We start from the raw sequence: 26,594 nt of genomic DNA, 5'->3' as shown, positions 1-26,594 counted from the left end.
AATTGTGTCGAAGTGTTGGTATCAATATTGTCATTTTGTAAGCGAGCCATAAACCACGTTAAGCGTAGGCTAGTTTATCGACGCCGCTTTAACCAAGAGCGCAAGCTTCAGGGCGCTGACGTCCTCCCGCTCAAGTACTTCCACGGCACGTTAAACGTTGGTGACGTGCTCAATGTGTACTTAACCGAGGCGATTTCGGGGCGCAAAGTGCAACGTGTTGAAACCGATGCGGTGCCTCACGTACTTGGAGTGGGTAGTATTATGCATTTCGGCTCACCGAACAGTTGGGTGTGGGGCAGCGGTGTGATTGACCCAAACCAACCGTTTGATTACAGCCAGCTGCGCGCTGCGCAAATCTGTGCTGTGCGTGGTCATAAGACGCTCGCTTTACTGCGCGAAAAAGGACTTGATGTCGGTGACCTGCCGTTAGGTGATCCGGCGATTTTGATGCCGGACATCTATCGTCCTGAAGGTCAAGAACCTAAGTATGACGTGGGAATTGTTGCGCATTATGTCGATGAAGATTTGGCAACCGTGCAAGAGCTCGCGCGGCAACTGAATGCCAAGTTGATTAGTGTGCGTCAGCACCCAGAAAGCTTTATCAATGATCTACTAGAGTGCCGGGCTATTTTGTCGTCGTCACTACACGGGCTGATTCTTGCCGACAGCTATGGTATTCCTAACCTTTGGATGCGATTTAGCGATAAGGTGTTGGGTGGTGACTTTAAATTCTTGGATTATTACAGCACTACCGACGCCGAGCACGCGAAGGCTCATGAGGTCTTTACCATGAGCGATGTCGACGCGCTAGTACAAACCTTGAGTGATAAGGTTGCCGTGCATTATTATCAAGGCGACAAGGCTAAGCTGCGGGCGGCGCTGCCACTACAATAATAAGAAGACGTTGGATGACCCCATGATAAGAAAAACAGCAATGCTAACGGGAAGGTTAGGACTTCGGTTACGGTACCTGCTGAGCATCGTTTGCTTGTCGTTAACGCTTTCAGTGGTGCCAAGCGTGCAAGCGACGCCATGGCTTGATGCTGAAGAGCTGCATGTTCGTCATTCGTTGCAAGTGCTTGCTGATGCAGGTTTGTTGTCGGCACCGGTGACTACTTTCCCGGTGATGTGGCGGCCATTGATCGCCGACCTTGAGCGGCTTGATCCGGCAACGCTAACGCCGTTACAGCGTACCGCCTATTACAAGTTGAGTCATTTACTTGAGTATCATCGACGCGGGCATTATTCCGGTTTCAAAATTGCTGGTACCACGGACACTGGCGCTCAGCCAAGTTATCACCGACCGATGGAAGGTAAAGCTTTTGCCACCATTACCCACGAGCGTATTGGCAAAAATGTCGCAGGCCGCGTGCGCGTTACTTATCGCACCAGCGACGTGACGTTGAACCCTCGGGTGAAGACCGATAGTTTGTCTTGGCAGGGGAGCTACGCGGCAGTGATGGTGGGTGACTGGGCCTTGTCGATGGATCAGGTGCAAAACTGGTGGTCACCTGGGTCAGCGAAAGATGGCTTGCAAACCTTAAGTACGTTGCCGTTACGCTCGGTGCGAGCGACCTATACGCCATCGGCGGCGAGTGGTGCGATGCAACGTTTTACATTCACCTCGTTTTGGGGCGAAAGTGAAGAGCAATTTTTACTGCAAGGCGACACACAAACATGGCAGCGCGAGCAAGCCTTTGGTTTACGGGCCGGCTGGCGGGCTCATGAGATGCTTGAGTTAGGGCTGCAGTACACTGAGTCTGAGCTTGAGGATACTTCACAGAATTGGGCTTTCGATGCGCGTTTGACCTTGCCGTATCAATTCAGTTTCTATGGCAGCACCAGTGAGCATGATGTTGAAGGGGTGCGCGGCAATGGCCATATGGTTGGTTTCGATTGGAGCTTCTCTGAAGCCGGTAGTCTGTCACGCGTTTATGCTGAACACGACCGTAGTGATCTGCGCAGTCTTACGACCTTAGGTTATGCAACGTTCCGGAATAACGGTCATGGTTACGATGTACGCTTGCAAGATACCCGCGTGCGCCGCGATCATAATAGCTTCGGTCGGCTTGCACGTTGGCAGTATTTACCTGAGTTTCGCCCCGGTATCGCACGGATTCAGCAAGTCGAAGCGGTGGCTTTTTATCCGCTGGGGGCAGGGCGTATTGAGATTGGCTTACAAGGCTGGAAAGACACCTACGAGAACGGACGCGAAGATTCGTTTGGAAACGTAATAGCGAGCTATGAGGTTCGTTGGTAACACGAAGACGATGGATGTGTAATGAGAAGGATAGCGAGAAGAATCAGACAATTGCTTAAGTACCCGCTGTACCTGTGGGCTTATGTCACGCGAGATCGGCAACAAAATGGGCCGGTATTTGTGGTGGGAACCGGGCGCTCAGGAACGCATATGCTCTGTCGCTGTGTGAATAAATTCCCCCAAGTGTCAGACTACTATGGCGGGGTGGAAAGCCCCGAGATGTTTTGGTCGATCAGTAATGCCACGGTTGCGCAAAAACCGCTATCGATTTTTCAACTTGGCTATTACGCCTACATGATGCGCAAAGTAGACGGATTGTTTCTTGATCAAACACACCCCAACTTATGGAATGTTGAGCAATTGCTTGCCGCGTTTCCACAGGCAAAATTTTTAGCGCTCAAGCGTAATGTGCAGTCGGTGAGTTATTCGATGAAAAAGCATGGCGGGGTTTCGCAGTGGGCAAAAAACCACACCCATTACCCCAAACCCAATGGTTTTTTAGGGGTAACTCCGCAGAACGCTAAAGTGTACCAAGAGCAACTTTCTGATCTGCAACGCGATGTGTTTCGGTGGGCGAGTCATATGGAAAGAATTGATGAAGTTGCGACGCGTTTTCCGGATAATGTAATGGTCTTGCAGTATGAAGATGTCGGCGAGTCGATGAAAAGTACGATGGCAGCTATCGCTGCTTTTATTGCGACGCCACCGCCGTCGGAATTTCTGGTGTTTAAAAAAGAATCGCTGCATAAACGCGATGCGTTGACCGCAGAAGAATTGGCGCAAATAGATGATGCTTTAGCCTTGTGGGGCTCGGCAGCAAAAGGGTAAGAACATGATGCGTGAATTGCGAAAGTATGTGCTCAGTCAGGATCCACTTGTTTATATCATTGATGACTTTTTTACTGAGTCTGAGGGGCAACAGCTGATCAATGCCGCTCGTGAGCAAATGCAACGCGCGAAAGTCAGCTCAGATGCTGAAGGTGTTTACAGTAAAGCGCGAACCAATCAATTGGCATGGATTAGCCATAAACATTCAATGGTAGTGACTGACCTTGGTAGCCGTATTGCGCAGCAGGTTGGGTTGCCGTTACGTAATGCCGAGAGCTTTCAGGTGATTCATTACGACCAAAGTCAGGAATACCGTTCGCATTTCGATGCCTACGATATGAACACTGAGCGTGGTAAACGTTGTACTGCGCGCGGCGGGCAACGGCTGTTTACCGCATTAGGCTATATCAATTCGCCGGCAAGTGGCGGTTCCACCTACTTTTCTAAACTCAATATCAATGTGGCGCCCAAGCCAGGTCGCTTACTGGTCTTTGAAAATGTGGTTCGCGGCACCACAGACGTACATCCAAAGTCGCTGCATGCGGGTATGCCCGTCGTTGCCGGTGAGAAATGGGCGTTCAATTTGTGGTTCCACGAGCGCGAATTTAAATAACCTGTTGTTCTGCGAGTTCATACAAAGCGGTTGCGCGATCGGCCTCGGTCGCGCACAGCAACTCATCAATTCTATCCATCGGTAATCCCTGTTGGAGTACGCTTGGGTCGTTCAGGCGTAACACCATAGCGGCAACGTTCTGTTGCGAATTCAGCATGTTAAAGGCGGCGGCAAAATGTTGCTGGCCGTGCGTCAGGGGTTCTTGGTTTACATTGACACCATTGTGATCACTCCAGCCTATGGTTAGTCCTTGCTTGTTAAGCTTGGCGACGGTTTGTTGCAGCAGCGTTGATGGTGCGTCGGGGTTGGCTTGGTCGAGGACGACGTAAACGGGGATGCGGCCATTGCCTTCGATACGATTGCGCAGCAGGTTTCGGTATAAAAGTAGCCCTGCGGTGTGACCTAGGTCTGGGCAGGCATTCACCTCACAAATCGCCGCGCCAGATTCGCGCCATGACACGCTAATATCGGGGATGATCAAGTCTATGCCAGCAACGTCTAGACGTAGCGCTTGCGTGGCTCGAATGGCGAGTCGTTTATTGTCTTCATGCATGTTGTCGAGTGCTGGTACAGGGCGGCCGCCCGCAGACATATTGGCGATGCGACGAAACCTAACGAATTGACCTGGTTGTGGAATGCTTGCTTTGGTCATTTGCTGAGCTTGCAGTAATTTTAAGGCTTCGTCGTCGAGCTTCAGTGTGGCTAAATTCTTTTTTGGACCTTCGCGGCGTCGCTCATGATTGTTCTCAATGGCAGTTAATTGTTCGATGGTGTGCTTGCCGTCGCCGATGACGCCAGCAGGAACGCGTTCGACCGCGAAGACCACTTCGTTGTCTTGCACTTGGATGCGATAGTCACGACCTTCAACGTGTTGTTCAACAACGATAGTTGAGCTGTGCTTGCGGGCGTTTTTGTAGGCTTCGACCAGTTCGGCTTCTTTGCTTAGGTGGGCGGCAACGCCAATGCCGCCATCGAGATCGGCCGGTTTCACGACCACTGGATAACCGATGCGTTTGGCGACGGTGCAAGCTTCTGCTTGATCTTTTACGGCAAACTGTGGGGGGACTGGTAGTCCGGCGCGCCGTAATAGGCGGTTGGCGTACCATTTATGTCGCGCGGCGCGCACGGGCAAGACACTGGTTTGCTCGGTAAAGCTGTGTTCGAGCCATTGTGACTTGTGGCCTTGGCCGAACTGCGTAAGGCGTCCATGCAGTGGATAGATGGGAATATCCAATTCGTAGGCGGCGCTGGAAAAGTTCTCGTGGATGCCTTCTTTCATTGGTTCACGCAGTGGCGTGAGGACTTGCATCAGCCAATCTTCTGCGGGGATGTTGTCGCTTGTTTGGCGATGCTTTTCACGTAGGTGAAGCTCAGCAACCATGACCACCACGCTCCATGCGCGCGCGACGAGTTGCGGCGAGCAATGGGGGACGCTTACCAAGACTGTTGATTCGGCTTGGGTGAGCTGTGCATGCGGCGGCAGCGTGGTGTGGTCGTTGTGCGGCAAAATGCGATAGTCCAAGTAGCTCAGTAAGTGCTCGGTACAGTCGCTGAGCTGTAGTAAGAGGGTTTGCCAGTCATGTACTTGGCGCACGTGTGGTAGCTCACGGTGTAAATGGGTTTGCCACCATTGCGCGATGTTTTCGAATAATTTTAGCGCTGCTGGTTTCGCGTTCGCGAAAAAGTCTAAAAGTTGGGGTGACGGCGTAAGATGCATCAACATCGACGGTTGTCGGCGGCCATTCAGATAGCCTTTGACGTAGCGCTGCTCGCCAGGCTTGAACCATTTTAGTTGATAATCCATTGTTATTTCCTAGTAGACCTAATGTTGTTTGCCCGCTAGCATAACCGATTTAGACGCGAGTACGTAGCCCGCAGTTTGATGCGTTTGGATGTAGCCCGCAGTTCTACTGCGGGGGATGGCTTACCCGTACTAGAAGTACGGGCTACTGCGGGTGTTCGATAAAACAAAAAGGTAAAAAACTCTCATGAAACAAGCTCCATCGTATTGGATGCTCGCGGACACTGAAGTGCCGTTGGCGTGGGATCATAGCAAACTCGATAGCTTCGCCAGCTATTTCAAGCATGCGCTGCTGTTTAATGAAAAGCTGATGCTCTCTGATGCGCAAGCCGTCAATTGCATGAATTTCCGCCGCCTACTGACCAAAAATGAAGACTTTCGCCAAGTCTTGAACAAAGATATTTTGTCGGTCGCGGTACGCGCACCAGACGATGCACCGCAAGGACACGCGTTAACTCAAGTACGCGATGCTTTTGTCGCCGAGGGCAAGCAGCGCACCCAAAATGCTGATGAATTCCAAGCCAATGACGATCTCGAACTGATCAATTCGCGCTGTGAAATCGCACTCTACAACTACACGCAGCTCCGTGATAATTACACTAACGGCGTCATGCGCATCATGAATTTGCCCCATGTGGTGGCCCAATTTGGCGTTGATGATCACGCTTATATCGTCGAGTTGTTAAATCAAGAAAGCGAGCGTAACCAAGGGCTCGGACGTATTTACCTGCAACAAGGATTAGGCGCAGAGTTGACCGCTAACGGCCACGCCGAAACGTGGGTGCGGCACCGTGATTTGCTGATGAAAATTTCTGATGCACCGTATATTACCGGTATTCCGACAGTGATGGCTGCTGATCCGATTTATTCACCGTTACACGAAGAAGCCTTTAACCTTGTCACCGGCACCGATGCGACCACTGCGGCAGCAGCCACTGAAGTCACCTCGGTACTCGCACTACAAACCGATTTGAACTTGAGCTCTTATCAGCAGGCCTTGGCGCAATTACAGTTAGAAGACGTGTTCTATTTACGTAGTACGTCTGAGTACAAAACCTACCAAAAGCGCAGTAAAAAACCAGTGCGTAATGAAGATGAGTTACGTGAGGTAACCGAAGCACTGATCGTTTACCAGCGCTTGATCGACAATATGATCATTCGGCGCAAACTTGGTATTAAATTAAGGCGTGCTGAGAAGGTCTATCGGCATTTGCAGAGCATGCGTAAAGTCGGCCAAGAAGCTGGCGCTTATTCTCTTGGTTTGGCGCTTACTGGTGATGCGTTGACCGGCGGAGCGCTGACCATGGCGAACTTCTTTGTCGGCTCAGTGCTCGATAAGTTGCATGAACGTGATCAGCGTAAACTCGATGCCGAACGGCACTTGTATGCGGCGCAGTTAGAGCGCTCGCAACAAGATGAAAAAATTGGCGCGGAGCGGCGTCTTAATGAGCGTCCAGAGACGGTCTATACCTCGGTGGTTGCGAGCTCTTAAGCCTGCTGTTGCGCTTGCTCGAGCTTTAGCAGGGTGATTGCGTACAAGGTAATGGGATCGTGAACTTGACCGTCAGCAATCAGCTGGCGGCATTCGTCGACGTTGCATAATTTGGCTTGTGCGATGGCTTCAGACGTTTCCGGCGTGGCAAGTTGTTCAGCGGCTAGCGTCGCACGGAAAACGTGGGTTGGCGTGCCATGTGTGTCGAGTGTATGCAGCTTGTGCCAACTGCTGGCAGCGAAGCCTGTTTCTTCGTGCAGCTCTTTTGCGGCGCAGGCTTCGGGGGTAAGCTCTGGTTCACCAAATCCTTTTGGGATCTCCCACTGCCAGGCACGGTCTTCATGACGAAAGTTGCGGATAAGTAGGAGCTGGTGTTGCGCGGTGCTGGCGATGATAAGCACGCCATACGGAGCGTTCCACCAAAAGCGCAGATACTCGCCGGTGGCACCGCTAGGAAAAACAACTTTGTCGTTGTAAAGGGTCGCAAATCGATTCTCAAAGACTTTGATTTCTTCGATAATTTCAATTTCGCCTAGGCGGTGATCGCCGCGATATGTCTTGCTCATGCTTGTCAATTCAGTTGCGCTACAGTGGCGCTCATGTTGCCCGCAATTCATCAACGGGTCAATATTGACCCGCTGGTAGCCCGTGGTTCTACCACGGGTCATCTTCGACCGTGCTTATCCGCGTTGCGTGTAGCCCGTGGTTCTACCACGGGTCTAATCTGACGTTTACGCTATTTGGAACCAACCCGTAGTAGAACTACGGGCTACTTGCTCTGCAGGACCTTATGGTCGGGCAGGGGGCCGAAGATGTGCCGCACGGTGTAGTCGATGTCTGTGCTGTACGCGCAGGGCGCTGTTCCGCTGTACGTATAGGTTTGCTCACCCGCGTAGACACCTTGTTCCACAGTGCCGTTTGGCTCTGGGCGGCAGTCGTCATTAAAGCGCAACCACTCACCGAGCAACGGCAATGCCGCTGCGGCATCGGAGCTGCCGGTTAGCGCTTCGATGTCGTGAGCGGTAAAGCGCCAACTCCAGCGCAACTGCGCGTTGTCTTCATGCGCACTTAGGGTCAAAAAACTGGTGCTGAAACTGTGTGCCGCGGCACTTTGCTGAAGCAGAGGAACAAGCAGAATGGCAAAGCTGCAAACACACAGCTTCCGCACCAGTGAAAGTGAATTAGTTTTCATTAGAGGCCTCCGGTTGAGTCGGTAATGCCTGCGCAGCAAGGAGTAAGCGCTGATCGGCAGGCTCGCGCGCTACCGCGTAATTTTGCGAAGCATACTGCTGCGCTTGCGCCGCATTCGGCGCGACATGCACAAAATAATAGGCGAGGTCAGAAGTGTGTAACGGATCTGCACGTGCAACCCGAATCGCGATACGTTCTGCGGCCAGCTTTTGCCAGCATTGCTCCGTGCTGCGCTGACGTTCAGCGGCGGCAAGACGTACAATAATGCTGTCCGGCGGTAGTTTGCCCACTTGCGGGCAGTGGTCATGCACGGCAAAGAGCCGCTCAGGCTGCTTCATCGCTAGCCAACTGTCTAAGAGTCTGATTTGGTTCACGGTCGGGTGTTCGTTGTAGTCGGCATAGTTCAACCATTGGATACTTTCGACAAAGCGCCCCAGCAGAAAGGCTTGCTCGGCGAGCAACTGGCGTTGCCAAACGAATATTTCGGGTGAAATCTGATCGCTCCGCTCAGCTCGCAGTGGAACGGCCAACTGCTGTAGTTGGGTATAGGCTTGCTCGAGTGTTTGTTGGTCATTTTCAGAGAAAGCCGCACGACCTCTGACCTCCAGCAAGCAGGTTCCTGTTATTGTCAGCGAAGCCTTGCCCATTAAGGCGGCACAGCTTTCCCGTGCGGCGTCAATGCGACCTTGTGCAAGCAAAATCCGCGCCTGCATTAACCGCGCTTGTTCAACATACTGGCCTTGCGCAATGACCCGTGATAATAGCTGTAGTGCAGCATCAAATTCATGATTGTATTGCAACGCGTCAGCTTGTTGCAGCAGCGCAGGGTTGCCCTCTGTGCCTTGATCTTGGTGGTGGCGTTCGCCAGCGATGGCGCTGCTCCCGAGTAGGAGCAGCGCACCGGCGATAACGCACGTGAGTGTGTTATGAACCGCCATCGATGGAACCTCCTTGCACGAGGTCGTCGAATTCGGCGGTGTCCATGACGTCAAAAGTGAACTCCTTGTCATTGACGGTCAAGGGCATGTCAGTTGGTGCTTGAGCATACGCATCGCGAACGAACTGACGGTAAGAGGTGTTGGTGTCACCGCCACCTCCGCCACCGCCACCACCGTCTCCACCGTTATCATCACCAGCTTTGCTTGAGCTACCGTCGCAACCCGTCAAAGCAAATGCCGAAGCAAGTACTAACAGCAAAGCACTTTTTGCGAATAAGCTTTTCATAACGTCCTCCTTATTCCGCACCTGAACCTGACAATGGCGTCAGCAGGTAAGGGAAGCTATCGTCAACGAAGCTAGCATCAAGTGGTGCGCCATCGGTGAACGGTACGTTACCGACGTTAGCATCTTCTGGTGCACAGTAGCCGAGGTTGACGGGAGTGCCATTCACTGGAATCTCATGACATAGAGCGCCCATGACTACTCGAAGGGCAATATCGACCACGTCGTCACCTGGACGGCGACCATTCGGGAAGCCCGCAAGGTCATCACCTGCGACACCATACGGCGACTGCAACGAGGCTGGAGTAGCTGGAATGGCCGTATTCAGGCGCAACATCTCAGATGCGGTCACCATGGCTTGTTGGTTGACGCCTGGGAATCCAGTTAAGAAGGCGGCGACCAGATCTTCGCGCGGGAAGTTCGTTGGCGCGATGGTTTCGAAGTTCGTACCGAGGGTGTTGTTCACCGCATCACGGAATAGCAAGTCTAAAATCGCTGGCAAGGATGGGTGGGTCACATAGTCGGCAAACTGGCCATCGTCACTTGGGTGAGCTCCGCTAAAGGTGTCCTTGGCGTCGATACCGATGACGAGTTCGTTGACGAGTGGCGAACCAAGTCGCGAGACTTGCACCATAGCACCGCCGTTGACTTCTGGTTTCGCCAAGTTGGCTTCAGGATTTAACACGCGTGCTTGTGGCAAGCTCGCTGTGGTCCACGCGCCAATGACGCCATTACCGTTGCCGGTTACGCATGAGGTAGGTACTTCAAGGGCGATGGTGTTGACGTTCTTGTCACGCAGATCGTCGTTTGCAGTTGACTGGGTGATACCACCAGGGAAGCCCCCGCCGTCGCCCGCTCCTGGCGCACTATCACCTTCCACTGGAACGTAATTCACGAGGTCAAAAGTTTTACCAAGGTTGACCGTGAACGGGTCTTTGCGTTGACCGACGAAGACACGGCCCATGGTGCTGCAGCCAGGTATCGAGATGTCGTAAACATACTGATCGGCGTAGTTCTGATACGCGCTTGGGCTACTGAAGGTTTTGTTACCCACATAAGCATAGGGTTTAGTGAACTCGGTTTCGCCGCTACCGCCGGTAACAGTGCTGCTTGAGCCGCTGCTGCCGACCACTTCTAAGGTGTAGCTTTCATTAAAGTTTAGCGCGCTAGCGTCACCTGCACTAATGCCACCGACGTGCTTGAGCGGTACGCTTACATCGCGCGTATTGCCGTCTGGACCAATGGTCAGTTTCACGCCGCCATTTGGTAACTCTTGCTGGAAGCGAAACTCAAAACTCAGGTCTTCGCTGGCGTCGCCATCACTATCAATATGGATCGCATAAACGGCTGCAGGATCCATGGCGAAGTAGTTCGGTCCGCCGTAGGCGTCTTGCAACGGCACATAGTTGGCTAAGAAGGTTACATAGCCTTCGCGGCCTGGCTCGTAGCTGTTAAAGACATAAAAATCAGTCGAATCAAGGGTGGGGAAGCGGGTAATATTCGGTGCTTCGCGATGACTCGAGGCTAAAGCTGCGTGACTGAGGGTGCCAAGCATGACAGCCGCAACCGCTGCAGCGGTAGTATGGGTTTTAAAACGATGTGTTGTGTTCATTTTAAGTTCCTCTCATTACGGAGTTTTACTTCATGTTGTTACTGCTTTTTTACTACTGCAGTACTAACTCCGAATGAGAGAAACTTTTGGATGCAACTTTTTTTAAGTTTTTTGTGCGCTCAATAAATCCGTGGTGAATACAACCGGTCCAGTCGGTATGGCTTCTGGCGATCCACCGAGTGGCTCACGGCTTACGGCAAGCGCTGCGACTTGGCTAAGATCTAGATCGGCCGGCACGGTTAAGGTGCGTTGTCCTTGTTGCGGCAATAGACCCAGCGAAATCGGCGCTTCACCATTGGCGGGCAACATCCAGAGCTGGTAATCCTCGTTCGTCAGCGGATCCACGTTGGCGGTTGCCGATACATACAGCTGCTGGTCGCGTTGCTCAATTAACCATAAAGTGCGAGCACTTTCGTTTTGAATCACTGCGATGCGATCCGTACTCGGGGTGGGTTCGGTGAGAAGTGTTTGTTGCACCAGCACCACCAACAGAACGGCGGCGGTGATACTGCTCAGCCATGCCCACCATGGGGTTTTGCCAGATGATCTTGACGGTGCGGAATCCCAGCCAAGGCGTTGTTGGATGTTAGCCCAAGCTGATTGCGGTGCTGGCTGCGTAGGGATTTGCTGCGTTAGCTCATTAAGGTGCTGTTCCCAAAAGATCACTTCATCGCGTAATCGCGGAAACTGCATCTGCAGGCGAATAAAACGCTGGCGTGCGCTGCCGCGCATGCTGCCAATGACAAAGCGTGCCGCCAAAGCGTGTTGTAGTTCGGTGATTTGATAGTTCATTTTGACAGGCACCTCTTGAGACTATCCAGCCCACGGCGGATCCAACTTTTGACCGTTCCTAAGGCTGTGCTCAGGTGATCACTCACTTCCTTATGACTAAGTCCGTATAAGAAGGCGAGTTGGATGCTTTGGCGTGAATCCGGTTGGAGTTCTTGCAAACAATTTTCGAGCTGTTGCGCGTATTCGCTATTGGCGACAGCTTGGTCTAGCTCGGTGTGGGTCTGTAGTTCGGGCAGGTCGTCGACGTTGACCGATTGGTTATTTTTATTGCGTAGCATATCGATGGAGCGGTAGCGAATCATGCTAATAAGCCAGCTCATCACCGAACCACGGTTGCTCGAGTAGTCACCGGCGCCGTGCCAAACTTTGATAAAGGTGTCTTGCAGAGCTTCTTCAGCCCAGTCGGCTCGCCTTAAAATGTGCAAGCTGACCGAATAAAGCTTGTCAGCGGTGGCGCCATAAAGGGTTTTAAATGCTTGTCGGTCGCCAAGTGCTACGCGCTGTAATGCGTGCGCAAGCTCCTCGGGCGTTGTGCGGATAGTCGCCATGGGCTTTCCTCATGCTGTCGCCGTGATGGAGTTCACAGCCTCCATTTCAGCCTAGCACGTAGCCCGTGGTTCTACCACGGGGTATTCCGAATCGCCCGCCGCACCAACCCAAGGGGGCGCGTCGCGTGTAGCCCGTGGTTCTACCACGGGTTATTTATAATTGGTTCGAGCTCCACCCGTAGTAGAACTACGGGCTACTTAACCTTTCCAACAGGGTGTGGGCGAGAGTGTGGGCGGCGGCTTTAGCGGTGGCCTTGATTTCGTCGCGGTCGGTGGTGTCGCCCACTTCGTAGGTGACGCCGTGAACGGCATAGGTGTCCGCCACATACTGCTTAAATACTCCACGATCGGGATTCGAACCGGGTTTATCTTTCACTTCCCAATCGATCTTCGCAGCGAGAGCGTCGAGCCAGTCATTAACCAAGTGAGGATGTTCCAAACCACTGCCATCGGGACGCACATAGTCAGCCGGCATGGTGTAGTAAATGTTGTAATGCGTTGAATGAAAGTCGAGTGCGAAAAAAACCTCTTCACCAGCGTCTTCACGCTCCTGCAAGAAAGCATGCAAGCTCTGTGACTCAGGTTCATTAAGGTCGAACCAATCACGGTTCAAGTCAACGCCTCCAGTCGTGTGACGCCAGTTACCATTTGCTACGCCGTCTGGGTTCATCAACGGTACCAGTAAAATATTGAACTGGGAACGTACCTCTCGCAAAGCCTTTGCTTCAGAAAACATCAACTCATTACTGAAGTGCATAAGAGCTAATGCCCCTGTGACTTCGGGCGGATGTTGCCGACCAATAATGACAAACCAAGGCTTACCGTCTCCCGCACTATGTTGATAGGCAGGTATTGGGCGCTCTTCAGCACTATAACCCAACGTAAAACGGCTTTTATTTGGTCCCATAGGTAAACCTGCGAGCCAAGCATCGTACATTGCGGCATCAATAATTTCCTGACCTGCAACATAAAGAGACTTTTCCGATTGCAGAGTGACCTTAAATTGCATCCGATTGTCGTTCTTGCTGTAGTTGATCGGTATCCAGTGATGCTTGTCAGTACTCACTTTGGGTGCATAACGCGCTGGGCCTTCATGGCTAACCAAGGTCAGGTTGATTTCTTGTGGCGCTGTTAAACCTCTAGGCTCTAGCCGGAACGCATACCAAGGGCTTGGATTAATGGGCAGATTCTCTGGCTTTAAGTGCAAACGATAGCTGTGCTCAGCAGTCTTCTCGCAACCATCAACGCGAGCGGTGTCGAAGTCAGTTGCGATAACAACCTGGGCAAACTGGCACTGCTCAGCAGCGACTGCTCCGACCGAAGTCAGAGCAGCGATGCCAAACACCAGAGAACCGCACATTAGCTTTAGAACATCCATGACCAAGTTCCATAAATGTAACGGCCACGATTAGAGTGCACGCTTGAGAAATAGCCGAAGCTCTCGTCAGCGATTGGTGGTTCTTTATCGGCAATATTACGCACGCCAAAGCGCAAGCGGGTACCGTCTAAGCTACCCTCTGTAAAGCGGTAATCCGCGTAGATATCCACCGTGCTCCAATGCGGAATGATCATGTTTTCTCCAGACGACGTGGCGACACTTGTCTCGATAAAGTCGCTGACGTAGTTGTAGCGCACACCCGCACCCCAACTCTCCATGCGCCAGTCAACTGCGGCGAAACCTCGCCACTCAGGGTTACCGCTCATACGTAATAGGTCACCTGCGCCGTACACTGGAAGTTCAACCGGAACCGCTGGGTTACCCTCTGCTTGCGCGGCCAAAACAATGGCGCTAATTGGATCCGGCTTCTGGACGAATTCCTTCAGATGTGCAGCGTTGATGGTAAAGTCGAAGCGACCAGCACTTTCGGTGTCGTAACGATAATTAATGCTGGTATCGACCCCTTTGATGGTGCGTACGTCTAAATTATTGTATTGGTTGGCGACATAGATGACTTCAAGATCGTCGTCACGAACCACGGCTTCGTTGCGCGAGCCTTGTGACCGTAAAAGCGAGTCATACAGTAAGTGTGTTTGGCTGTTCAATATGCCGACCACACCGTCTTGTTCGATGTCCCACCAATCGACGGTAATTAACAAGCCATCGAGCGGTGCTAGCGCAATACCGTAACTCAAGGTTTCGGAGTTTTCTGGCTCGAGGTTGGCATTACCGCCGCGACGTTCTTCGATGCCGTAACGTTGATCGATCACTGGATCGGTGCGGGTGTTGGAACGACTGATGCCTTGCTCAACCACTTGTGGAAGATTAGGTGCTCGGAACCCTTCAGTGTAGGCTGCGCGCAACTGCACCCAATCTGCGGGTACCCAGCTTAGTGCTAGTTTAGGCTTAGTGACATTGCCGACATCATTGAAGCGTTCGTGTCTTACTGCAACTTGCATATCGACGGTATCGTGCAATGGCACTAACAGCTCGGCATAGGCCGAAAAGACATTGCGGCTGCCGCCTGAATCAGGACTTGAACTACTCCCTAGTACAGATGAGTCCGACAGTAATTCACCGGTGACTTGATCGTAAAACGGGCTGGAACCGTCGAGTAACGGGTCACGGTCATCTGCGTAACCTTCGTAGCGATATTCGACACCTGCTGCGAGGCCAATGTCACCCGCATACCACGTCGTCACGGCCGGATTTGAGATTTTGAAGTCCCAAAGCGCTAATTCACTCTTGCTATCACGGCTGATGTTGGTGCGAAGACCTGCAAGAACAGCCTCTGGATTGCGTGCGCCGGCACCATAGTTCACGTGATCAAAGTTGCCACCAATAAATGGGTTGTAAGCACGACTCGGGTCGGTTTCGTTAATGGCGGCTTGCAGTGCCGCTACATTGATTCGGTTATAGGCCATATCGTGAGTGTCTGCGCGTGAATACAAAACAGCGCTTTCCCAGTCCCATAAATCGACATAACCGCGCAGACCTGCGAGTAAGCGGTAACTCGTATCTTCGACTTCAATACGGCGACCGCCAACATCCATCGGGCGGATATTACGTAAACCAATATCCTCACCAAACGGGTTAAATGCTGCATCAGCGCTAATGGTGAAGCGTTGTGCCGTCAAGTTGGCATTCTGCTCACGGCGGCGCTTTGATAGGGCTTCGTAGTACAGCGCTTCACCAAAAAATTCTAGATCATCACTAAAGCTGTGGGTGAAGTGTGAGTAGAGGTTGAGGCGATCAACGGCAGAGGTCATGCTTTGGTCAACCACTGCGGCATCGTAACGCATACTGCGTGGTAGGGAGCCGTCGGCAGCACAAACGCCGTCACCGAAATTATAGACTTCGCAATCTCCCATACTTTCAGGTTCTAGGTGGATACGACCGTAGGTGTCAGTATCAAAAATCGCCCAAGGGCTTGATAATGAACGGTTGTCTAATTGTGTATCGCCTTGAAATTGTTCAGGAATGTCAGGGTGGAAGCGACGGTCCTCGCTGGCTGAATAGCTACGATCACTGGCAGGCATTTCGTCACGAGTATAGTAAGCCATCGACAGCGTCACTTTGGATTTGTCACCGTTAAAGCTAAATCCGGTCGCGCCACTCGCGGAGAGTTGGTTGTATGAAGTGCCTTCTGAGGCCCCATAGTTCACCCGAAAACGTGTTCCCTCAATATTGTCTTTGAGAACGTAGTTAATGACCCCAGCGACCGCATCGGTGCCATAAATCGCCGCCGCGCCATCACGTAACACTTCAAGGCGGCGTAAACCTGCAACTGGAAGGGTATTGGAGTTGACCGTGGTGACCGGCACGAAGTTTTCGGTCTGGGTCCCTGGGTGTAAAACCAAACGTCGACCATTGAGCAGCGTTAACGTATTACCAGTGCCGATACCACGTAAGTTGATCGATGCAACATCGCCACGCGCATCATTCACGCCACCAATGGTACGTTCGTTATTGAAACTGATGTCGCCGACTTGCGGAATGGTTCGCAACAGCTCGTCGCCAGTTGCAGCGCCAGTATTTTCAATTTCCTCTGCACTGAGAATGGTCACTGGTAGGTTGCCTGCGGCGCGTGCGCCGCGAATATTTGAGCCAACCACTTGAATGCGCTCAACATTGCTGGCGCTACTTTCGTCTTCGGCATTACCTAGCTGCGCACGAAAATTTTCTTGCACCCGCGAGGTAGTGCTCTGGGCGGTGATCACGTAGGTCGCAGCTCCTTGTTGCTCGAACGTGAGTCCGGTACCAGCTAGCAGGTTGGTAAGGGCTTGCGACACGCTATAGCTGCCCTGCAAGGCAGCAGAAGTTTTGCCACGCGTAATATCAGGGGAGAAGATTATTTGCGTATCGGTTTGCTCAGCGAGCGCGAGTAAGGCATCGCCAGTGGGCTGTGCCGCAAGCTTAACTTGGTGAGTGTTGGATTCTGTTTGTGTTGCTGAATTCGTGGATGTCGGATTGTTGCTTTGGGCGTGAACTTGGGTGCTGACCACGCTTGTACCGAGAGCTAAAAGAGTGCAACAGGCGACATAACTGAGTTTTGGCTGCTTCATCATGGATTCCTGTAGTTTTGCTTTAGAATTATTGTTGTTACGCAACTATCTACGCAGCACTGTCACAAAACCTCCAAAAAATTTTACCGTGCGGTGATGTAGATTTGCTCTTGCTCTTTGAGGACTTGGACTGGAAGGGTTGCAGCAATAGCATTAAGAATGGCATCACCATTTTTAAGATGGAAAACACCACTGATTTTTAAGTCTTCGACGGAGCTACCCTGCAACGCAATTTTGCGTTGGCGGTAGCGGTTGAGTTCTTTGATCACATTCTTGAGCGGTGCATCATCGAAGCGTACGATCCCACGACGCCACGTCTGACTCACTTGAGCTTGTTCAAATTGCTGTTGTTGAATGACTTTTGAATGGTCGCTAAATGCACCGATATCACCGGCAAGTAAAAACTGCTCAGCGACGTCGCTTCCCGATGGGTCCACTGCGTTAGCCTGCGCGGTTGGCTCGGGTGAGGTCGCCTTGGCTCGACGTTTTACCGCTACGCGGCCTTCAATGACTGCTACTTTGAGAACTTTTTCATCACTTCGCTGGCGCACGTTGAACGCTGTTCCGAGTACGGTGATTTGCTGTTCTTCGGTGGCCACCACGAAGGGACGGTTGGCATCTTTAGCAACGTCGAAGAAAGCTTCGCCATTGAGCAGTTCAATATGGCGTTCATCACTGCGCATGGTCACTCGTATTGCACTGTCAGTGTTCAAGCTCACCTGCGAGCCATCATCAAGTCTAATATGACTCACTTCACCGACTTTGGTGTTAAAGAGGCGAGTTTGCTCGAGCGGCATTTGTGCGGCTTGGTTGGTAATACGGAAAGCAGTACTGTTCGGCGTTGCGGGTTCTTCCGCCGCAGTAGGTTGCGGTGCAGCTTCAACGATGCGGGGTTGCGACGCTTGAGGCTTATCGACTGTAGGAATGAAAGTCACCACCGTCAGGACACCGATAAAAGCGATGCTTGCCGCGATAGCTAGTTTTGTCCAAAGCGGTTTGGGCGTGGAACGCTCAGAGGTTTTTTCTTGCGCACCTGTCTGCGCGTTGTTCTCATTGGCGCTACGATACAACTGTGCACTCAGATCCCAGACGGCAAGAGCTTCTTCAAACGCTTGCTCGTGTCGGACATCGGCAGTACGCCAACGCTGCAATTCACGTTCTTCCTGCGCTGTCATTTCGCCTGAATATAGGCGCGTAACCCAGTAGCTAGCAACCGCTTCGAATGGTGAGGTGGCATTACTCATCGTGCTCTTCCTTAGCAATTGCTTGGCGAGCGCAGGAAAGGGCTGCGGCAATATGCTTCTCAATCGTACTTACCGATAAACCGAGTTGATCACTTATCTCGCGGTAGCTTAAGCCTTCTACGCGGTGTAATAAAAATGCTTTGCGCTGGGTGGGTCGTAGTTTTTGCAAGGCACGTTCGATGCGTTGTAATTTACGTTTATTTGCGAGGCTACGTTCAGGCGAATAAATTTCGCAATACAATGGTACCTCTTCTTGATCACTGGTATTGGACACGTGATCAGCCTGCTTGCGTACTTGTGCACGTCGTGCGCGATCAATGATTAGGTTACTAGCGATTTGCAGCAAATAATTGCGTGTTGTATCCAATCGTCCCGCAAGCTTCACGGGCAAATCTTCAATTTGGCTCAGACGCATATAAACATCCTGGAGTACATCATCACACTCGTGTTGCTGCTCGCTGTGTAGGCGCACGCGAATAAACCGCCGCAGTGCAAAGGTATGCTCTGCTAGCAATCGTTCGATCAAACCATGACTCGCCGCTCGGCGCGCCTTTGACACCCACGCTTTTTCGCTCATAGTTTTACTATACGCAATGAAGCGCGCAAACCTCCATATTTTTTTGTGGTGGTTGGGTTTGCCCCGTAGTAGAACTACGGGCTACCACGCCCCGTCAATTGTAGCCCGTGGTTCTACCACGGGAAGACGCCGCATAAAGTGTAGCCCGTGGTTCTACCACGGGAAGACGCGGGGGATGAGGTAAAGCGCAGTGATGCTGTAGGCAAGTAGCACAAAGACGCCGATGCGGCTGAAATCGCGAAAGCGGTAATTTCCAGCGTTCATCACCATCAGGTTGGTTTGGTAGCCGAAGGGGCTAATGAAGCTAGCAGAGGCTCCGAAAGCTACCGCCATTACAAATGGCATAATGTTCACACCTAAACTTTCCGCAATGCCTATAGCGATCGGAAAGACAATCGCCGCGGCGGCATTGTTGGTGACGACTTCAGTGATCAGCCAGGTCATCACAAAGACACCCATCAAAGCTCCCATGGGCGTCACCTCGTCGCCCAACAGCCCTAAGAAAGCACTGGTGACGTTGTCAGACAGCCCAGAACTCACAAAAACGCTGGCGATACATAATGCTGAACCGATGACGAGCCAAATTTCCAGCGGTAAGCGGCGGCGAATATCTGTGGCGGAGATCACTTGAGTGGTCAGGATCACGGCGAGATAAGCGATAAGGCCGGAAAATAGGCTGACGAGGTTCAATGCAGCGGCGGAAACCACAGCGGCGAACCCGAGCAAGCAGATAGCTTCTTGTTGGCCCGTAAGGGTAGGGCTAAGGCGTTTTCCTTCGAGCAAGAAAAAGTTGCGTTCAAGATTTCGATGCCGATAAAAGTCCTCGCTGGTGGCCAATACGAGGCGATCACCTGCTCTAATTTCTACTTGCCCTAGTTTGCCTGAAATTCGCTCACCGCCTCGGCCAATGGCGACGACTGCGGCATCAAAGAGGGCGCGGAAGTTCGCTTCTTTTAAGGTGCGGCCGACGAGTGTCGAAGTGGGGCTGACAATGACTTCGGCAAGATTGTCATGGAGCAGCCCGTTACCGTTTTGCTCGCCGTCGCTGAGTGCGTCGTGAGCGAACATGCTTACCCCAGGCAACTGACTGATTTGTTGTGCCTGCTTAACGTCACCACAAAAAATTAAGCGGTCGTTTGCCTGTAGAACTGTTTCTGGCTTCACTGGCGTGATCAGTGAGCTTTGATTGTGGTCTGCTGTTCGCACGATTTCTGCGAGAAATAGGCCATCGAGCGCCCTTAATCCAGCTTGTTGCACGGTTTTGCCGATCAAAGGTGAGTCATCGGCTATTTTTGCATCGAGGAAGTAATCTTGACTGATGTCATGTTGACTGCGGCCTTTAGGTAGCAAGTAAGCGGCAACACAAGTGGTTGCACCGGCAACCGCGAGCGCACCCAAACCCACGGGGAAAAAATCAAAAAAGCCAAAGCCTGGGTGGCCAGTATCCACCAGAAAACTATTGACGACGAGGTTTGTTGAAGTGCCGATGAGCGTCAGCATACCTCCCAGGATTGCAAAATAACTCAGCGGAATAAGCAATCGTTGTGCGGGATGTTCGCGGTTTTTTCGTACGCTTTGCATCAGAGCGGCAACGACCGCGGTGTTGTTCAGAAACGCTGACGTCACGCTGACCAAGCCGAGCATTCTTAGCAGCGTGATGAACTGGCTTTTGTGAAACAGCTTGCTGCTTACCCATTGCAGAGCTCGTGTCCGCTCGAGCGCCATGGAACTCATCAGCAGCAGCATGAGTGTGATGAGTGATTCATTAGCGTAGTGGTGCAGAAGCTTTTGACTGCTTATCAGCCCGGGTAAATAAAGAGCTATTGCGGCAGCAACAAACAGCGTCGCAGGGCGCTGCCGGCCGCCAATTAGCCCTGCGAACAGTGCAAGAATGACGAGTCCAACGTAAAGCTGGGTCATTTTGCCTTAACCTTTGGTGATGTCTTTGGCACCCCAGTGTGGGAAGTGCTTACGCACGAAGCTATTTAGGTCTCTTTCAAATTCGCTGACATCTCGTGGTTGCTGACTTTTTTCTACTAGAGGCTGTTCAACCATACCGGCACCAATCGTTACATTGGTCATGCGATCAATAATGATGAAGGCACCTGTTTTTGCGTTCTTCTTGTACTTATCGAAGACGACGGGCTCTTGCAGGCTGAAATCGAGCGTGCCGATTTCGTTGAGCGCGAGTGTTTCGGCATCTTTTTCTTCAAGAGTGTTGACGTCGATGCGGTGGTGGATTTTCTCGCAACTACCGTTGGTGAACTTGGTGCCCATTTTAATGTAATAGTCGCGATGCGGGACTAGTGCGTCTTCATGCATCCACACCACTTTTGCTCTTACACGATTGGAAGTGTGTGGTAGAGCGTCTTTCTCGACGATCATGTCACCGCGACTGATATCAATTTCGTCGTTGAGTGTAAGGGTAACCGCTTGAGGCGCTTCGGCTTCGTCAAGTTCACCGTCGAAGGTGACGATGCTTTTGATCGTGCTTACTTTGCCTGAAGGCAGCGCCCGTATGGTGTCGCCCTTTTTGATTTTACCTGAGGCGATAGTGCCGGCATAGCCGCGGAAATTCAGGTGCGGGCGACTCACGTATTGCACCGGAAAGCGAAAGTCGCTGTGCTCTTGATCACGCGTGATTTCGAGTGTTTCGAGGTACTCCATCAACGTACGACCGCGGAACCATGGTGTGTGCTGACTGCGGTTGACGACATTATCACCGTCGAGGGCGCTGATCGGGACAAAGTGAATGTCTGGAATATCGAGTTGGCCAGCCAGCTTCAAGTATTCGTCTTGAATTTCTTTGTAACGGGCCTGACTGTAATCCACCAGATCCATTTTATTGACTGCGACAATGACGTGTTTAATGCCGAGCAAACTGACAATAAAACTGTGTCGTCGGGTCTGTGTTTGGACACCATGTCGTGCATCGATCAGGATCACGGCAAGGTCGCTGGTACTCGCACCGGTGGCCATGTTACGGGTGTATTGTTCATGCCCCGGCGTGTCGGCGATGATGAATTTGCGCTTGTCGGTACTGAAATAGCGGTAGGCCACGTCAATGGTGATGCCTTGCTCACGCTCAGACTGGAGGCCGTCGACGAGCAGGGCGAGATCGACCTTGTCGCCGGTAGTGCCCATGGTTTTACTGTCTTTGGTGATCGCAGCGAGTTGATCTTCAAAGATCATTTTGCTGTCGTGCAACAAGCGGCCAATCAGGGTGCTTTTGCCGTCGTCGACACTACCGCAGGTGATGAACCTCAGAAGCTCCTTGTTTTCGTGTTGCTCGAGGTATTTCAGGATGTCCTGTTCGATTAATGGCGATGCGTGGCTCATGTTAGAAATACCCTTCCATCTTTTTCTTCTCCATTGAACCGGCGCTATCGTGGTCGATAACACGGCCTTGGCGCTCTGACGTGGTGGTGAGCAGCATTTCTTGAATGATTTCTGGTAATGTCGCCGCGCTGGACTCAACGGCACCAGTAAGCGGATAGCAGCCGAGGGTGCGGAAACGCACCATTTTCAGTTCTGGTTTCTCGTTGGGTTCAAGCGGCATACGGTCGTCGTCGACCATGATCAGTGTGCCATCTCTTTGCACGACAGGGCGCTCTTTGGCGAAATACAGTTCTGGGATTTCGATATTTTCTAAGTAGATGTATTGCCAGATGTCGAGCTCGGTCCAGTTACTAAGCGGGAACACGCGAATGCTTTCGCCTTTGTGGACTTTGCCGTTGTAGATGTTCCAGAGCTCTGGGCGCTGGTTTTTCGGGTCCCAGCGATGCTTCTTGTCGCGGAAGCTGTACACCCGTTCTTTCGCACGGGACTTTTCCTCGTCTCGCCGGGCGCCGCCGAAGGCTGCATCGAACTGGTATTTGTCGAGGGCTTGTTTGAGTGCTTGAGTTTTCATGATGTCGGTGTGCACGGCGCTGCCGTGACTGAATGGCCCGACGTTTTGCTCGATGCCTTCTGCGTTGCTGTGGGTAATGAGTTCAAACTCATGTTGTTTCGCCATGCGGTCGCGAAACGCAATCATTTCTTTGAATTTCCACGTGGTATCGACGTGCATCAGTGGAAAGGGGATCTTGCCTGGTGCGAATGCTTTTCGCGCTAAGTGGAGCAACACAGAACTGTCTTTACCGACAGAATACAGCATCACCGGATTCTGAAACTCGGCGGCCACCTCGCGGAAAATATGAATCGACTCCGCCTCCAGTTGCTTAAGGTGGGTCAGTTTTTTACTCATTTTCGCATCCCTACAGCATTCTCGATTGCGTTTGATTGTACATATATGTAGCCCGCAGTTCTACTGCGGGGAATGTTCGGAATCCATGTAGCCCGCAGTTCTACTGCGGGGGAGCTACGGGGTACACTGGGATGGTTGTTACTAGCACCGAGTCGGTGGGTGGTTAGACCCGTACTAGAAGTACGGGCTACTTCACAATGAAGTAGGGGTTCAACAGCGACTCTTTCTGGTTGTATTGCAACGGTTCACCGTTGAGGGTGAGCACCTCTGCCCCCGCAGCCAATGCCACGGCATGTGCTGCGGCTGTATCCCATTCGCTGGTCGGCCCAAGACGCGGGTACAGGTGCGCTTCACCTTCCGCCACTAAGCACAACTTCAGCGAGCTACCCATTGGCACCATTTCATAAGGCTTGTCGAGTTGATCAAGGTACGCCTGCATGTCGGGTGAAGCGTGCGAGCGCGAACCAACAACTTTCAGCGTCGCTGGGTCGGCATCTTGGCGCGCCTTGATAACATCGCCATTCTTGTAGGCTTTGCCGGCAGCGGCACTGTACATGGTCTGCGTCGCTGGCGCATACACCACCCCAGCGGCGGGCTGCCCTTTCTCGATGAGGGCGATGTTGACAGTAAACTCGCCGTTACGCTTAATAAATTCTTTCGTGCCGTCTAGTGGGTCGATGAGCCAATAGGTGTCCCATTGCTGACGCTCTTGCCAGTCAATATTGGCCGACTCTTCCGACAATTGCGGTAAATCAGCAAGGACTTTATCGGATAGCTTGGTAAGTTCGGCCTTAATCACTTCGTGCGCGGCTAAATCAGCCTGAGTCAAAGGGCTGTCGTCACCTTTGGCCTGCACCGCAATGCGCGCTTCGAAATCTGGCGCATCATAAATCTTCATAATCGCGTCGCCGGCTTTGCGTGCAATGGCTTCGAGTTCTTTTAAGCTGTCATGGCTTAGCATTCTTAGTCCCTTAATTTAATCGATGTAGGCGTGAGTACGTAGGTAGTCGATAACCTGCTGGGCGGCATCTTCAATGCTCAACTCGGCGGTTTTGATGTGGATTTCAGGGCTCGAGGGAGCCTCATAAGGTGAGCTGATCCCCGTGAAGTTTGGAATCGCGCCTTCACGAGCCTTTTTGTATAACCCCTTAGGGTCGCGTTGCTCGCAGGTTTCTAAAGGAGTATCCACGAATATTTCAATAAATTCGTTAACGTGTTGTAGCTCGCGCACTTGCTCACGGTCTTTGGCAAAGGGTGAGACAAAAGCGCTCAGTACAATCAGCCCAGCGTCAGCAAAAAGCTTACAGACTTCGCCGATACGGCGGATGTTTTCGATGCGATCTTCTTCAGTGAACCCCAAGCCTTTGCTGAGGCCCATGCGGATATTATCGCCATCGAGCAAGTAGGTGTGGTTGCCATTACGATTGAGCATTTCGTCGACGGCATTGGCAATCGTCGATTTACCGGAACCTGAAAGTCCCGTGAACCATAACACGACAGGTTTCTGCTGCTTTTGCGCGGCGCGCCGTTCGCGCGCCACTTGGTGGTTGTGCCACACAATATTGTTTGTGCTCATTTCTTTTGCATCTCTCTGCGCATCAAGCCCCGTATCATAGCGACATGCGGCACATATGTGTAGCCCGTACTTCTAGTACGGGTCGACTCTCCCCCGCAGTAGAACTGCGGGCTACTTCAAACGGGTCGACTCTCCCCCCGCAGTAGAACTGCGGGCTACTTCAAACGGGTCGACTCTCCCCCCGCAGTAGAACTGCGGGCTACTTCAAACGGGTCGACTCTCCCCCCGCAGTAGAACTGCGGGCTACTTCAAACGGGTCGGAGGTAGGCTACTCGGATTCGGGAGGTCGGCGGCATTTTGTGCTACAAAAGGGAGGGCAGCCCTCTCTTTTGTAAGGAGTATTGATATGCACATCCGCCCCGAGGTTCCAACGGCTTATTTGGCTGGTGCTCTAGTGGCGCTGTTTGCTGCCATTTACACGCCTTTTTGGCTCGCTAAGGTAGTGTTGTTGTGGTGCGTTGTGGCGCTGTCGCTTATTTCGGCTGCCTATTGGTTTAACATTGCGGGCGTATTTCGTAAGCGGCAAGGTGGCAGAATTCCTTGGTATATTAGGTGGTTGCTGTTTCCGTTCTTAGCTGGCGTGAGCATTTACAACTGGTTGGCGCGCCGCCGCGATAACGTCGCCGCATGGCATGAAGTGTCAGATGGCTTGTACGTTGGTCGTCGCTTGTTCGCGTCTGATGTAGAACAGCTCAAACACGAGGGCATCCGTGCGATTCTTGATGTGACGGCTGAGTTTGATGCGCTGGACTGGGCTTCTGAAGAAGCAGAAATGACGTATCTTAACTTGCCTGTGCTTGATCATGTTGCGCCATCCGATCATCAAATTCATGAAGCATTACAGTGGATTCAACACCAGCATGATGAAGGCCGTAAGGTGTTGGTACACTGCGCGCTTGGCCGTGGACGTTCCGTGTTCATGGTTGCTGCCTATATGCTTATGCGAACGGATGCAAAGAGCGTAGATAAAGTGCTGGCGTCAATTCAGCGTGAGCGTTCAATTGCACGCCTCAATAGTTTGCAAGAGCGTGCACTCGAGAAATTTGCTGCGAGCAATAAACCTATGTTGGCGAAGGCTGTATGGATTATCGCAAACCCAGTTTCTGGCGGCGGCAAATGGGGGCAGGAACGGGATAAAATACTCGACTTTCTAGCGCCTTATTTTGCAACGAAGGTACTTGAAACGACAGAAGAAACGAGTGCTGCAGAACAAGCCAAGGTTGCGCTGCAACAGGGTGCTGAATTGGTCATTGCGGTTGGCGGTGATGGTACGCTTACCGAGGTAGCAAGTGTGCTCCGAAATACCGATGTGGTCATGGCCATTATTCCAATGGGTACGGCGAACTCATTGAGCCAGGCATTGTGGGGTCTGAGTTCGAAAATTTCGCCGGTTAATGCAGCGTGCGCCACGGTCATTGAGGGGCGCTGTCACGCAGTTGATGTCGGCATTGTGAATGACCAACCGATGCTGCTGTGCACTGCGGTGGGCTTTGAAGAACAGATGATTTCTAAGGCTGATCGCAAGGCTAAAGATAAACTTGGACAGCTGGCGTACTTGAGCGGGTTATGGCAAGCGGTCAACGAGAATAAAGTGATGGAGCTTGAGGTGGCGTTGAACGGCGAGCCATTTGAAACGTGGCAAACGAGCAGCTTAATTATTGCCAATGCCGCGCCACTGACGACGTTGTTGGCGCAGGGCCGAGGTAACCCGATGATGGATGACGGCAAGCTCGATTTGACCTGGCTCGAACCACAAGAATCTGGTGAACGAAACGTATTGAGTTTGCTCGAGCTGCTTTATTCAGGACTTACCGAGGACAGTATCGGCACGAATACTGGGCATACTCAGGCGCAGTCGGTTATCGTTCGCCATGCTGATGGTTCTAAAGTAAAGTATGTGATTGACGGTGAGGTGTACTGCGATGATGAGTTGCGTGTCTCGCTTGAAGCGAGAGCACTTAAAATCTTGATTCCAGAACAAGCTGAATATTGAGAGAAGCTGCTTAGGATCAATGTTTTTTTGGTGTTAACAAGTTGTTCCAATTTTGATTTTATTCATGTAAGGTTAACTCAAATAATGCTGAACAAAC

Annotated in this window: 23 protein-coding genes; 6 read left to right on the top strand and 17 right to left on the bottom strand. The window is 51.9% G+C overall.

What is annotated here, in order from left to right; genetic code table 11:
- Positions 1–12: 12 nt before the first annotated feature.
- The 4 genes from NV375_RS05900 to NV375_RS05885 all read left to right on the top strand — a co-directional run bounded on the left by NV375_RS05900 (position 13) and on the right by NV375_RS05885 (position 3,701).
- Positions 13–894 (top strand): polysaccharide pyruvyl transferase family protein, encoded by an 882-nt coding sequence (locus tag NV375_RS05900; RefSeq protein ID WP_258807308.1) that lies wholly within the window; start codon positions 13–15, stop codon positions 892–894.
- Positions 895–988: 94 nt separating this feature from the next.
- The gene (locus tag NV375_RS05895) at positions 989–2,260 is read left to right on the top strand and encodes a capsule assembly Wzi family protein (RefSeq protein WP_258807307.1); all 1,272 of its coding nucleotides are present in this window, start codon (positions 989–991) and stop codon (positions 2,258–2,260) included.
- A 21-nt stretch (positions 2,261–2,281) separates the two neighbouring features.
- Entirely contained in the window at positions 2,282–3,088 is an 807-nt protein-coding gene (locus NV375_RS05890; RefSeq protein WP_258807306.1) for a sulfotransferase, read from the top strand.
- A gap of 4 nt (positions 3,089–3,092) precedes the next feature.
- Complete coding sequence (locus NV375_RS05885; RefSeq protein ID WP_258807305.1) at positions 3,093–3,701, top strand: 2OG-Fe(II) oxygenase; 609 nt, start codon at positions 3,093–3,095, stop codon at positions 3,699–3,701.
- Here NV375_RS05885 and NV375_RS05880 read toward each other — a convergent pair.
- Positions 3,694–5,505 carry an acetate--CoA ligase family protein gene (locus NV375_RS05880; RefSeq protein WP_258807304.1) on the bottom strand — a complete coding sequence of 604 codons (1,812 nt, stop codon included), beginning with the start codon at positions 5,503–5,505 and terminating at the stop codon, positions 3,694–3,696. The two genes, NV375_RS05885 and NV375_RS05880, sit on opposite strands and share 8 nt — an antisense overlap.
- 184 nt (positions 5,506–5,689) lie before the next feature.
- On the opposite strand from NV375_RS05880, the gene NV375_RS05875 reads away from it, so the two are divergent.
- Entirely contained in the window at positions 5,690–6,994 is a 1,305-nt protein-coding gene (locus NV375_RS05875; RefSeq protein ID WP_258807303.1) for a DUF2061 domain-containing protein, read from the top strand.
- On the opposite strand, the gene NV375_RS05870 is transcribed toward NV375_RS05875, so the two are convergent.
- From NV375_RS05870 to cysC, 16 genes are all read right to left on the bottom strand, one after another.
- On the bottom strand, positions 6,991–7,662 hold the full coding sequence (locus tag NV375_RS05870) for an NUDIX hydrolase (RefSeq protein ID WP_258807302.1): 672 nt from the start codon (positions 7,660–7,662) through the stop codon (positions 6,991–6,993). The genes NV375_RS05875 and NV375_RS05870 overlap by 4 nt on opposite strands.
- Positions 7,663–7,763: 101 nt before the next feature.
- Complete coding sequence (locus tag NV375_RS05865) at positions 7,764–8,186, bottom strand: hypothetical protein (protein ID WP_258807301.1); 423 nt, start codon at positions 8,184–8,186, stop codon at positions 7,764–7,766.
- Positions 8,176–9,123, bottom strand: a complete 948-nt coding sequence (locus NV375_RS05860) for a hypothetical protein (RefSeq protein WP_258807300.1) — start codon at positions 9,121–9,123, stop codon at positions 8,176–8,178. Before NV375_RS05860 ends, NV375_RS05865 begins: the two co-directional genes overlap by 11 nt.
- Positions 9,110–9,409, bottom strand: coding sequence for a hypothetical protein (locus NV375_RS05855; RefSeq protein ID WP_258807299.1), 300 nt, complete (start codon positions 9,407–9,409; stop codon positions 9,110–9,112). Before NV375_RS05855 ends, NV375_RS05860 begins: the two co-directional genes overlap by 14 nt.
- Before the next feature lie 10 nt (positions 9,410–9,419).
- Positions 9,420–10,961 carry a DUF4331 domain-containing protein gene (locus NV375_RS05850; protein ID WP_405035619.1) on the bottom strand — a complete coding sequence of 514 codons (1,542 nt, stop codon included), beginning with the start codon at positions 10,959–10,961 and terminating at the stop codon, positions 9,420–9,422.
- 159 nt (positions 10,962–11,120) lie between these two features.
- Complete coding sequence (locus tag NV375_RS05845; RefSeq protein WP_258807297.1) at positions 11,121–11,810, bottom strand: anti-sigma factor domain-containing protein; 690 nt, start codon at positions 11,808–11,810, stop codon at positions 11,121–11,123.
- Entirely contained in the window at positions 11,807–12,358 is a 552-nt protein-coding gene (locus NV375_RS05840) for a sigma-70 family RNA polymerase sigma factor (RefSeq protein ID WP_258807296.1), read from the bottom strand. Before NV375_RS05840 ends, NV375_RS05845 begins: the two co-directional genes overlap by 4 nt.
- Positions 12,359–12,545: 187 nt before the next feature.
- The gene (locus NV375_RS05835; protein WP_258807295.1) at positions 12,546–13,736 is read right to left on the bottom strand and encodes a M14 family metallopeptidase; all 1,191 of its coding nucleotides are present in this window, start codon (positions 13,734–13,736) and stop codon (positions 12,546–12,548) included.
- On the bottom strand, positions 13,724–16,864 hold the full coding sequence (locus NV375_RS05830) for a TonB-dependent receptor (RefSeq protein ID WP_258807294.1): 3,141 nt from the start codon (positions 16,862–16,864) through the stop codon (positions 13,724–13,726). The genes NV375_RS05835 and NV375_RS05830 overlap by 13 nt, the downstream gene beginning before the upstream one ends.
- A gap of 80 nt (positions 16,865–16,944) precedes the next feature.
- Positions 16,945–18,105: a FecR domain-containing protein gene (locus NV375_RS05825; RefSeq protein WP_258807293.1), complete on the bottom strand. Its 1,161-nt coding sequence runs from the start codon at positions 18,103–18,105 to the stop codon at positions 16,945–16,947.
- A complete protein-coding gene (locus NV375_RS05820; RefSeq protein WP_258807292.1) occupies positions 18,098–18,682 on the bottom strand; it encodes an RNA polymerase sigma factor in 585 nt (194 codons plus the stop codon). The genes NV375_RS05825 and NV375_RS05820 overlap by 8 nt, the downstream gene beginning before the upstream one ends.
- A gap of 153 nt (positions 18,683–18,835) precedes the next feature.
- Positions 18,836–20,602: an SLC13 family permease gene (locus NV375_RS05815; protein ID WP_258807291.1), complete on the bottom strand. Its 1,767-nt coding sequence runs from the start codon at positions 20,600–20,602 to the stop codon at positions 18,836–18,838.
- Positions 20,603–20,608: 6 nt separating this feature from the next.
- On the bottom strand, positions 20,609–22,021 hold the full coding sequence (gene cysN, locus NV375_RS05810) for a sulfate adenylyltransferase subunit CysN (RefSeq protein ID WP_258807290.1): 1,413 nt from the start codon (positions 22,019–22,021) through the stop codon (positions 20,609–20,611).
- 1 nt (position 22,022) lies between these two features.
- On the bottom strand, positions 22,023–22,928 hold the full coding sequence (gene cysD / locus NV375_RS05805; RefSeq protein ID WP_258807289.1) for a sulfate adenylyltransferase subunit CysD: 906 nt from the start codon (positions 22,926–22,928) through the stop codon (positions 22,023–22,025).
- Between the two features lie 187 nt (positions 22,929–23,115).
- Entirely contained in the window at positions 23,116–23,889 is a 774-nt protein-coding gene (cysQ, locus tag NV375_RS05800) for a 3'(2'),5'-bisphosphate nucleotidase CysQ (RefSeq protein WP_258807288.1), read from the bottom strand.
- 15 nt (positions 23,890–23,904) lie between these two features.
- Complete coding sequence (gene cysC / locus NV375_RS05795) at positions 23,905–24,504, bottom strand: adenylyl-sulfate kinase (protein WP_258807287.1); 600 nt, start codon at positions 24,502–24,504, stop codon at positions 23,905–23,907.
- Between the two features lie 346 nt (positions 24,505–24,850).
- On the opposite strand from cysC, the gene NV375_RS05790 reads away from it, so the two are divergent.
- Entirely contained in the window at positions 24,851–26,497 is a 1,647-nt protein-coding gene (locus NV375_RS05790; protein ID WP_157980870.1) for a diacylglycerol kinase family protein, read from the top strand.
- Positions 26,498–26,594 lie beyond the last annotated feature (97 nt).

Origin of the sequence: Pseudidiomarina sp. CB1 (assembly GCF_024752025.1) — a bacterium.
Lineage (GTDB): Bacteria > Pseudomonadota > Gammaproteobacteria > Enterobacterales > Alteromonadaceae > Pseudidiomarina.
This window is presented reverse-complemented; position numbering and strand designations above follow the sequence as displayed.